The organism is Cohnella fermenti (genome assembly GCF_004801405.1).
Taxonomy (GTDB): domain Bacteria; phylum Bacillota; class Bacilli; order Paenibacillales; family Paenibacillaceae; genus Cohnella; species Cohnella fermenti.
Window position 1 is genome coordinate 62,286 of record NZ_SSOB01000046.1, and the last position, 9,928, is coordinate 72,213.

The window sequence follows — 9,928 nt, forward strand, 5'->3', positions numbered from 1 at the left end:
GGGGCGATCAACGTATGAGAAACATCTTGATGATCACGACAGATCAGCAGCAATTGAACGCCATGAGCTGTATCGATCCCAGCTATCGGACCCCTCATCTGGATCGATTGGCTGCGATGGGCGTTCGATTCACAGGGGCTATCAGCACCTCCGCGCAATGCTCTCCATCCCGGGCGTCCTGGATGACGGGAAGATACCCTCATCAAGTCGGGGTCAACAACATCGGCCACGTTCTGGACCCCAAGGAATGGGGGATTGCCAAGGAATTCAACCTGCACGGCTACGAGACGGTCTACTTCGGCAAGTGGCATCTCGGTCTGACGCCCGGCGATCATCAGTTCCAAGTGACCGATTACCGCACAGACGGACTGGAGCTTGACGGAGCCAACGAAGACCCTCGGTTTCTAAGCCATCGAGACGCCGTAACTACCGCACAAGCGCTGAATTACTTGTCCGACTATCAGGGCGCCAAGCCGTTCTTCATGAAAGTGTGCTGGTATATGCCCCATCCGAACACTCCGGAAGATAAGCCGTTTGAATATCTTCCCTCTTATGCTTCGGCAATTCCGCTGGAGGAGATGCCGGTTCCGGACAGCTTCTATGCCGACGATTTGTCCACCAAGCCGCCGTTCCAGAAGGAGAGAGCTGCGAAGGAGGAATCGGCTCTGACGGAAGCCGTCGTGAAGAGAGATGCCCAGCGCTACCGCGCCATGCTGACCTTGATGGATCGGAACTTGGGACGGTTGCTTGATCAGTTGGAGAGCAAGGGGCTGTTGGGCGATACGGCCATTCTGTTTACCAGCGACCATGGCGATATGCAGGGAGCGCACCGATTGCGATTAAAGGGGGTGCTTCCGTACAAGGAGCTGTACAACGTTCCGATGATTGTCTACGTTCCGGGGAAGGAGCCGATTCGCAAGGTCATTCCCGACTTGCTCTCTTCCGCAGCGGTGCCGGGCACGCTGCTCGAAGCCGCCGGGCTGCCGGTCTCCGAATCGTTCGAAGGCGGCTCGTTCCTGGGTCTATTGGATCGAACGGAGCGATGCCGGGAGGAGTATGTATTCTTCGAGCATTATAAGGCTTATTGGGGGTTCCATCCGCTGCGCGGCATCCAGACGGCCAAGTGGAAGTACGTCTTCTACTATGACGAGGATATCGAGGAGATGTACGATCTGGAGGCGGATCCCGACGAGAATGTGAACGTGGCAGGAGACCCCGCATTATCCGAGATTCGGAGCTCGTTCAAGAATCGGCTGGACCAATGGTGGAAGGAGACCGGGGCGCTGACGCGAGAACCGATACCGGATCCGAATAATCCATGGGGAAGGGATATATAAATGAGAATTTTATTTCTGGATTTGGATTCTACCAGCCCGGATCACCTCGGCTGCTACGGGTATCACCGGAACACGTCGCCGAACATTGACAAGATTGCGGCTGAGGGCGTCCGATTCAACAATTACTACACGTCCGACGCTCCTTGCGCACCGTCTCGAACGGCGCTAATGAGCGGCAAATTCGGCATTATCAACGGCTTGGTTGGCCATGGCGGAACGGCGGGCGATATGAAGCTCGAGGGGCGGACACGTGAATTGATGGGCAAGCTGTCCAGCGGCGGCGCCTTTCCGACTTACCTCAGTTTAGCAGCCGACCTGAATACGGTGTTGATTAGTCCCTTCGCTCAGCGGCATTCCACCTTTCACTTCTACGCCGGGTTCAACGAGATTCTCAATACAGGCAAGTACGGCAACGAATCGGCGGAACACGTCACGCCTGTCGCCCTGGATTGGATTCAACGGAATGCGGATAAGGATAACTGGTTCCTGTACATCAACTATTGGGATCCGCACACTCCTTACCGCGCGCCGGCACCATTCGGCAATCCCTTCGAGAATGACCCATTGCCGGAGTGGCTGACCGAGGAGGCGCTGGACAACCATAAGCACATGGTCGGCTCTCACTGCGTCCATGAGCTGAACATCGATTTTCGCAACAAATCCTATCATAGCCGGCCGTCCCCGAACTTCCCGAGACAGCCCGGAGAGATTCAAGACATGTCCGACTTGCGCCGGATGATCGACGGATACGATTGCGGCATACGCTATATGGACGAGCATATTGGTCGCTTGTTCGCGGCCCTGGAAGACCAGGGGGTTATGGAAGATCTGATCATCGTCATCTCGGCGGATCACGGCGAGAACATGGGACAGCTCGGCATATACGGAGAGCATGCAACGGCCGATCAGGGCACCTGCCGGATTCCGATGATCATTCGGGGACCGGGCCTGAAGCAGGGCATCGCGGATGAAGGTTTGCATTACCATCTGGATCTGCTGCCGACGGTTGCTGACTTGCTGGGGCAGCCGGCGTATCCGGAATGGAACGGCGTCAGCTATGCCCCCGTTCTTCGCGAGGGGGCCGACTGCGGGCGCGATTATGTCGTTGTCTCGCAATGCGCGCATGTCGCTCAGCGGAGCGTTCGGTTTCGAGAATGGATCTATATCCGCACGTACCATGACGGCTTCCATCTGTTCGATCAAGAGATGCTGTTCAACCTGGCGGAGGACCCTCATGAGCAGCGCAACGTCGCCGCCGAACATCGGGATCTGTGCATGGAAGCCGTCTATTACCTGAATCAGTGGCATGACGAGGCGATGAAGGCCAACCCCGATGCGGCAGACCCGTTATGGACAGTCATGAAGGAAGGCGGCCCCTTCCACGCCAGAGGCTATTTGCCGGAATACATCAAGCGGCTCGAAGCGACGGGAAGAGGACATCTCGTGCCGGAGCTCGTTCGCCGACATCCGGAGGAATTCCCTGCGGAGCCGAATCGCAACGCCGGGCTTCTGCAAGCCAGGATCGGAGCCCGTATGTCGGGCAATTAGGAGGGATCGAATGTGAAGCAGCGTTCATCGGCAAAGCCCAACATCTTATGGATATCGTTGGAGGACACGAGCCCCCGATTCGGCTGCTACGGCGATTCGCTGGCTCGCACGCCGCAGATCGACAAGCTGGCCGAGGAGGGGAGGCGTTACCAACGCGCCTTCGCGACTGCCGCGGTATGCTCTCCGAGCCGGTCCTCCATCATTACCGGCATGTATCCGACGGCAATCGGAGCTCACCATATGCGAACTGAACATACCAATCCCTATACGCCGGAGCTGCCGACCCCTTATTATGCCGTACCGCCTCCTTATGTGAAGACATTCACGGAGTATTTGCGTGCGGAAGGGTATTACTGCACCAACAACTTCAAGACCGATTATCAATTCCCCTCCCCTTTGACAGCGTGGGATGAAGACGGGCCAAGCGCTCATTGGCGCCATCGGGACCCGGGGCAGCCTTTCTTCGCCGTCTTCAATCACATCCTGACGCACGAGAGCGGCATGTGGGGGAATATGATCCGGAAGCGGGTTCACAACGATGATGCGTCGGAGGTTGCGCGCGTTACGGATCCGAACCTCGTCCAGGTTCCGCGGTATTTGCCGGATACGCCAAGAGCTCGCGAGTCTCTCGCCAAACATTACGACCTTATTGAAGAGGCGGACGGCTTCGTCGGACAGATTCTTCACCAGTTGGAGGAAGAAGGCTTGGCCGATGACACGATCGTATTCTTGTGGAGCGACCACGGCGAAGGCTTGCCGCGCGCCAAACGTTGGCCTTACGATGCAGGAATACGGGTGCCGTTGATTGTACGTTGGCCTGGTGTCATCCCAGCGGGTCAGGTGAGCGAGGATCCGGTCAGCCTGATCGATCTGGGACCGACTGCGCTGTCTGTGGCCGGTGCGGTCTTGCCGTATCACCTGCAGGGCCAGCCCTTCCTGGGCAAAGCGGCGAAGACGCGGCAATACGTGTACGCCACCCGCGATCGGTACGATGAAGCCTACGATATGATTCGTGCCGTACGCGATCGGCGCTTCAAATATATTCGCAACTATTACCCGGAACAACCCTATCTGCAATGGATCAAGTTCAGCCATCACCATCCGATGTTCCAGGAGCTGTGGCGGTTGGAGCTCTCCGGCGAACTGACGGACGAATTGCGTCTGCTCCTGCAAGAGAAGCGTCCCGCAGAGGAGCTCTACGACTGCGATAATGATCCGGACGAGGTGAGGAATCTGGCCGACGATCCGGACTATCGGGGGGAACTGGAACGGCTCCGGAGCGCACTTGACGCATGGCGCGACCGCTATGATGTCTGGGGGGACGTGCCGGAAGAACAGATGGTGCGGCGAATGTGGCCGGACGGCGTTCAACCTCGGACGGCAGCGCCGATCTTCGTGCCGATCAACCGTTCCACCCCGGGCATCGAGCCTTCTGCTGGCGGAACCTATACGGAGCCAACCGCGGTCATGCTGCATTCCGCCACCCAGGGCGCCTCCATCGCCTACACGACTGAAGAAGGACCGGAAGCGCACTGGAAGCTTTACACGGGGCCATTAAGAGTTACGGCAGACTTGACGAGCATTCGCGCCAAAGCGGTAAGAATAGGCTACAAGGATAGTGAAGAGTCGTTCGCCTCCTTCGCTATCGCTCCCTAAAGTCGGTTCGCCCCAGTTGATCATTCGGCCTGACCTCGAAGAAGGCGGCGCCGGGAGAATACCCGGTGCCGCCTTCACTATTACCCGACAATATCCTTGATCGCCTGGTCGAACTTCCCGAACAGCGTGTCCTTGTCGATCGAGCCGCCCTGGTATTCCTGCATCGCAGCGCCCCAGCCCTGGATGACGCCGTCCGGGTAGCGGCCCCAATGCCAGCCGCCCGCATCCTTCGCTTGCTCGGAGACGGCCGCGCCGAGCTGGCCGATGTCGTCCGACGTTGCCGGAATCGTCACGAGCGCCGGAATGAACTGGAATTCCTTCGTCAAGTACGTCTTGCCCGTCTCGGAGCTTACGAGCCAATCCAGGAACGCCTTCGCTTCCTCCGGATGCTTGGACTTGCTGTTGACGATCCAGAAGCTCGCCGGCCCCGTGTAGATGTGGGAGTTGCCGCTGTCGTCGATCGGAATCGGCAGCATGCCCAGGTTCAGCTTGGCGACCTTGTCGATATCGCCTTGAATCCAGTTGCCCTGTTGGATCATCGCCGCCTTGCCTGTTGCGAACAGCGATACCTGAGTCGCGTAGTCCGTCGTCAGCTTGTCCTTCTGGCTGTGCCCGAACACGAGGTCGACGTAGTTGATCCACTTCTCGAACGTCTCATTGCCCTTGAACGACGCCGCGCCCGTCTTCGTGTTCTCGATGAACGTGACCGGATCGAGCTGTTCGGCGAGACCGACATTGATCGTATGATGGCCGATGGACCACCATTCGTTCGTCGTCGAGAACGGCGTGATGCCGGCCGCTTCGAGCTTCGCCACCGCATCCTTGAGCTGAGTCAGCGTCTTCGGCAGCTCCGTGATGCCCGCTTGCGCGAACAGGTCCTTATTATAGATGATGCCGTAGCCTTCAATGTTCATCGGCATGCCGAGCAGCTTGCCGTTCACCGTCGCCGGAGCCGCAGCGGCCGGCACGACGTCCTTCGCCCACGCTTCGCCCGACAGATCGGTCGCCCGATCGTAATAAGGCTCGAGGGCCGCGAAGCCTTCGGAGTTGAAGATCTCCGGCTCGGAGCCGGATGCGATCTCCGCCTTCAGCAGCGCGTTGTAGTCTTCCCCGCCGCCGTGCGTCTCGATCTCGACCTGGACGCCGGTCTCCTTCTCGTACTGCTCGGCAAGCTGGTTGAACTTGTCCGCGATCTCGACCTTAAAGTTGAAAATCTTGATCTTGACGTCCTTCTTCTCCGCGGTCGTGCCGGCGGATTCGGATGCCTTCGCGCCGGAGCTTCCGGATGCGCTCGGACTGGCCGAACCGGTGTTGTTGTCATTCCCGCACCCTGTCATAACCGTTGCCAGAGCCGTGACCAGAGCCGTTGTTCCAAGTAAGGCGGACATGCGTTTCATTCGAAGACGACCTCCCTGTATGGTGTGTTATCGCTTTCTGTCCCCATTATACGCAAGCGTTTGCACATGCCGTAACCGAAGATGTTGAACGATTAGGTGGAACATATTGATGTGTTCAATTTTTATCCTTTTATGGAACCAGATGTAATTCCTTCAACAATATGCTTCTGCAGCGCCAGGAACAGAATGATGATCGGCGTAACGCTCATCGCGAGCCCGGCAAGCGCCAGATCCCACTGCTTCGTGTACTGCCCGAAGAATCGGGTTACCGCAAGCGGAATCGTGGTGAGGTCCTTGTTGGAGCCGATGATGAGCACCGGCAGCAGGTAGTCGTTCCAGATCCACAGCGTGTTCAGGATGATGACGGTAACGGTAATCGGCTTCAGCAGCGGGAAGACGATTCTCCAGAAGACGCCGTACGGCGAGCAGCCGTCGACGACCGCCGCTTCCTCGATCTCCAGCGGCACGCCCTTGATGAAGCCGTGGAACAGCACAACCGACAGGGCGAGGCCGAAGCCAAGGTAGCAGACGACGATGCCCAGCAGGTTGCCGCGCAGCTCGAGCGTGCTCGTGACCCGCACCAACTGGAGCATAACCGATTGGAACGGAATCGTCATCGAGGCGATGAAGCAGAAGAAGAGCACTTTGTTGCCAAGCGTCGGTCGGCGAACGATCCGGTAGGCAGTCATGGAGCTGAGCACGATCAGACCGAGCACGCTTAGCGCCGTGATCAGGAACGAATGGTACAGCACGTTCGGGAAACGAATGATGCCCCAGACGTCGGAATAGTTCGAGAATAAATATTTCTTGGGAAATGATGCCGCATCGACCATAATCTCGCCGAGCGACTTGACCGAATTGACGAGAACGAAGTAGAACGGTGACAGGAACAGCAGCGCCAGCAGGACGGCGGCAGCTTCGACGGCATACAGCTTCTTGCTGCGCGATTCCGCGCTTGAATCCCTGAGCGCTTCCCTGCCCGCCTCTGTCTGAGCGATGGATCTGCTCATTACGCTTCAACCTCCTTCCGCTTCGTCAGCCATACCTGCGCGATCGCGATAAGCGAGACGAGCAGGAAGAAGAGCATCGCCTTGGCGGTGCCCAGGCCGTAGCGGTTGTTGACGAGCGCTTCCGCATAGATGTTGTAAGCGAGCGACTGGGTGGACGTTCCCGGCCCGCCCTTGGTCAAGCTCAGGTTGAGGTCGAACATCTTGAACGCGTTCGAGGTCGTCAGGAACAAGCAGATCGTGACGGCCGGCATGATAAGCGGAATCGTGACCGTGCGAACCGTCTGCCAATAGCTCGCCCCGTCGATGACCGCCGCCTCCGACAGATCCTTCGGCACGCCGACGATCGCGGCGATGTAGATGACCATCATGTAGCCGGCGGATTGCCAGACGAACACGATGACGAGGCCCCAGAAGCCCGTCTGGGGGGTGCCGAGCCACGGAAGCTCGAACAGCGACCAGCCGGTCATCTCCCCGATCGTCTTGAAGCCCTTCGTGAAGATAAATTGCCAGATGTAGCCGAGCAGGATGCCGCCGATGACGTTCGGCAGGAAGAAGATCGTCCGCAGCACGTTGCGGGTCTTCAGCGCCTGCGACAGGGCAAGCCCGAGCAGGAAGGCAAGCCCGTTCGTCAGCAGCACCGTGACGGCCGTGAACTTCAAAGTGAAGACGAGCGACGCCCAGAACTTGTTGTCGTTCGTGAAGATCCGATTCAGATTGTCCATGCCGATCCACTTGGCCTTGTCCAGGTCAAGCCCGTTCCACTCGGTGAAGGAATAATAGAACCCCAGCAGGAACGGTATCAGCACAATGATGGAGAAAGCGGCAAGCCCCGGACCGACGAACACCGTCTGCCGAATCCACTCTCCCGTTTTTTTGCGCAATGTCATTGCCTCTCTCCCCCTTCGCCACTTCCATACTCTGAATGATAAAGACATATTGCAAGCGGAGCCACCGATAGATATGATGGGTTTGGTGTAATATATTGACCTCGGGGAGGGAAGCGGCGATGTTCCGGACGAGCATACGAACGAAGCTGATGGGCCTCTTGCTCGCGGCGACCATCATTCCGATCCTGATCTCGATGCTGGTGTCGAATCACTACATCAAGTCCGCCGTCACGGAGAAGTCGATCAACGAGAACCAGACGATGCTGTCGCTCGGAACGAACAACATCCTGAATTACATGAACACGATCAATCGCGTCTCGCTTAACGTCTATAATTCCATCAACAACTCCTCTTCCATGTATGCCATCGTCGAGAGAGGCAGCGCGGCAAGCGTCGTCAGCGAGACGTTCGACGCGAACAACCGGATGACGCTGTATTCCCACCTGCTCAACATGTACCAGCAGTTGCCGGGAGCCCACCAGATCCAGCTTCAGATTCTCGGGCCGGACCGGATGACGTACCTGCTCGCCAGAGGCTTGTACCGGGGCGGCACGAACAGCTCCATCGAATGGCCGTCCGAACGCGCGAACAACCCTGCCCCCTTCGTCGAAGCGACGCACACGAGCGTTCATTACGCTTACGACTGGAATCACAGCATCAAGGAAGAAAGCGTATTCACCCTGCGCCGTCCGATCATCCGCACGCCCAGCGACGAGATCATCGGCTATCTGTCCATCGATATCAAGAGCGAGGAGCTCGAGAGAATCTGCGACAGTCTCGTCACGTCGAACAAGGAGACGCTGTACCTGATGGACCGAAGCGGCGGGATGCTCTGCTCCGCGAATTCCGACACGGAGGCGCAGCGGCAGAGCCTTCCCTGGATGGAACGCTTGCTCTCGCTTCCCGGAGGCGAGGACGCCGAAGCGAGCGGTCACTTCGCCTGGAACGACGACGGCTTCTCCGGCATTGTCATCTACGACACGCTGCAGACGAACTTTATGGAATGGCTCGTCGTCAAGGAGCTTCCGTATTCGTATCTGTACGAGGACGCCCAGACGGTGCGGACGCTCAACTCGCTTATCATCGCACTGTTCCTCGTCGTCGTCGTGATCGCCACGCTGTTCGTCTCGTTCCACTTCACGAAGCCGATCAAGCGGCTGATTCTGCACATCAACCAAGCCCAGATCGGCAACCTGAACGCCGCGGCCGCTCCCGTGCAGAGCAAGGACGAGATCGGCCTGCTCGCCCGCCGCTTCAACTCGATGATGATTACGATTAACGACCTCATCAACAAGGAGTACAAGCTCGAGATCGCGAACAAGACGAACCAGCTCAAAGCGATGCAGGCTCAGATCAACCCGCATTTTCTGAACAATTCGCTTCAATCCATCGGCACCCTGGCACTGCAGTCGAACGCCCCGAAGGTGTACTCGCTGCTAAGCTCGCTGGCCCGGATGATGCGGTACACGATGAATACGAACGATGCCATTGTGCCGCTTGATGCGGAGCTGGCCCACGCGAAGGCGTTCCTTGAGCTTCAGCAGCAGCGATTCTCCGACCGGATCGACGTCCGGTTCGAGATCGATCCCGAGGCGCGGCAGGTGCTCGTTCCGAAGATGCTGCTGCAGCCGCTGATCGAGAATTACTTCAAGCACGGTTACGAGCCGCAAGGCGGGTCCGGATCGCTGCTCGTCGCCGCGCGCGTGACGGAGGATCGCCGGCTGATCGTGCTCGTGGAGGACAACGGGCTCGGGGTGACGGCGGCCCGGCTGAACGAGCTGCAGCAGCAGTTCGCCCGTATGGGCGCCGTTCCGCTCGAAGAAGCGGAGGAAGGCATCGGCCTGCGCAACGTCGCCATGAGGCTGAAGCTGTACTTCGGAGAAGAAGCGAAGCTTGAGGTAAGCAGCCCCGGACAGGAGCAAGGCGGCTTCGGGGTGACGCTGCGAATTCCGCTGCACAGCGAGCTGAAGTCCAGCGGTATGATGTCAAGCCCCTGATTCATGAGAATTGGAAATTTTTTTGGCCATGAGGCGGATGAGTCAAGAAAAAGGGCACATCAAATCAAACCCAGTCGAAAATCGAGTTATCTACCA

Annotated in this window: 7 protein-coding genes; 4 read left to right on the forward strand and 3 right to left on the reverse strand. The window is 58.0% G+C overall.

Annotated features, from left to right (window positions below; translation table 11 throughout):
- The first annotated feature begins 14 nt into the window (after positions 1-14).
- The 3 genes from E6C55_RS26925 to E6C55_RS26935 are packed head-to-tail and all read left to right on the forward strand — an operon-like array spanning position 15 to position 4,541.
- Positions 15-1,337, forward strand: a complete 1,323-nt coding sequence (locus E6C55_RS26925; RefSeq protein WP_136372936.1) for a sulfatase family protein — start codon at positions 15-17, stop codon at positions 1,335-1,337.
- The gene (locus E6C55_RS26930) at positions 1,338-2,885 is read left to right on the forward strand and encodes a sulfatase family protein (protein ID WP_136372937.1); all 1,548 of its coding nucleotides are present in this window, start codon (positions 1,338-1,340) and stop codon (positions 2,883-2,885) included.
- A 12-nt stretch (positions 2,886-2,897) separates the two neighbouring features.
- Entirely contained in the window at positions 2,898-4,541 is a 1,644-nt protein-coding gene (locus E6C55_RS26935; protein WP_136372938.1) for a sulfatase-like hydrolase/transferase, read from the forward strand.
- 80 nt (positions 4,542-4,621) lie between these two features.
- Here the strand turns inward: E6C55_RS26935 and E6C55_RS26940 are convergent, their stop codons facing one another.
- The 3 genes from E6C55_RS26940 to E6C55_RS26950 form a co-directional block, all read right to left on the reverse strand.
- On the reverse strand, positions 4,622-5,938 hold the full coding sequence (locus tag E6C55_RS26940) for an ABC transporter substrate-binding protein (RefSeq protein ID WP_136372939.1): 1,317 nt from the start codon (positions 5,936-5,938) through the stop codon (positions 4,622-4,624).
- Between the two features lie 122 nt (positions 5,939-6,060).
- Positions 6,061-6,948 carry a carbohydrate ABC transporter permease gene (locus tag E6C55_RS26945; protein ID WP_136372940.1) on the reverse strand — a complete coding sequence of 296 codons (888 nt, stop codon included), beginning with the start codon at positions 6,946-6,948 and terminating at the stop codon, positions 6,061-6,063.
- Positions 6,948-7,835 carry a carbohydrate ABC transporter permease gene (locus E6C55_RS26950; protein ID WP_136372941.1) on the reverse strand — a complete coding sequence of 296 codons (888 nt, stop codon included), beginning with the start codon at positions 7,833-7,835 and terminating at the stop codon, positions 6,948-6,950. Before E6C55_RS26950 ends, E6C55_RS26945 begins: the two co-directional genes overlap by 1 nt.
- 119 nt (positions 7,836-7,954) lie before the next feature.
- On the opposite strand from E6C55_RS26950, the gene E6C55_RS26955 reads away from it, so the two are divergent.
- A complete protein-coding gene (locus tag E6C55_RS26955; protein ID WP_136372942.1) occupies positions 7,955-9,832 on the forward strand; it encodes a sensor histidine kinase in 1,878 nt (625 codons plus the stop codon).
- Positions 9,833-9,928: the final 96 nt, after the last annotated feature.

What these genes read in the sequence shown, in the direction of transcription:
- E6C55_RS26955 (WP_136372942.1), top strand. Translation starts at nt 7,955, where the DNA reads ATGTTCCGGACGAGCATACGAACGAAGCTGATGGGCCTCTTGCTCGCG.
- E6C55_RS26930 (WP_136372937.1), top strand. Translation starts at nt 1,338, where the DNA reads ATGAGAATTTTATTTCTGGATTTGGATTCTACCAGCCCGGATCACCTC.
- E6C55_RS26940 (WP_136372939.1), bottom strand. Translation starts at nt 5,938, where the DNA reads ATGAAACGCATGTCCGCCTTACTTGGAACAACGGCTCTGGTCACGGCT.
- E6C55_RS26945 (WP_136372940.1), bottom strand. Translation starts at nt 6,948, where the DNA reads ATGAGCAGATCCATCGCTCAGACAGAGGCGGGCAGGGAAGCGCTCAGG.
- E6C55_RS26925 (WP_136372936.1), top strand. Translation starts at nt 15, where the DNA reads ATGAGAAACATCTTGATGATCACGACAGATCAGCAGCAATTGAACGCC.
- E6C55_RS26950 (WP_136372941.1), bottom strand. Translation starts at nt 7,835, where the DNA reads ATGACATTGCGCAAAAAAACGGGAGAGTGGATTCGGCAGACGGTGTTC.